Genomic DNA, 254 nt, shown 5'->3' on the forward strand with positions numbered 1-254 from the left:
CTTTGGCTGAAACAGTGAATGGGTTATACAAAACAGAGGTGATTGAATATTTAAAAGCAGACTGGCAAGGTTTAGCGGATGTACAACTTGCGACATTAAATTGGGTAGATTGGTTCAACAAAAAGCGTGTACACAGCGCATTGGGTTATGTATCGCCTTTTGAGTTTGAAGCAATGTACTATGATAAGATTAACCCGTTAGGTCACGTGGCCTAACTTAAATAAAAATGTCTCCGACAAACCCGGTACGGTTCA

General features: G+C 40.2%; 1 protein-coding gene. It reads left to right on the forward strand.

Going from position 1 to position 254, the window contains the following annotated elements:
• The coding region (locus EXE10_RS21335; RefSeq protein ID WP_165383074.1) for an integrase core domain-containing protein at positions 1-215 on the forward strand (215 nt) is incomplete at its 5' end.
• Positions 216-254: the final 39 nt, after the last annotated feature.

Source organism: Acinetobacter sp. WCHAc060033, assembly GCF_004209125.1.
Taxonomy (GTDB): Bacteria; Pseudomonadota; Gammaproteobacteria; order Pseudomonadales; family Moraxellaceae; genus Acinetobacter; species Acinetobacter wuhouensis.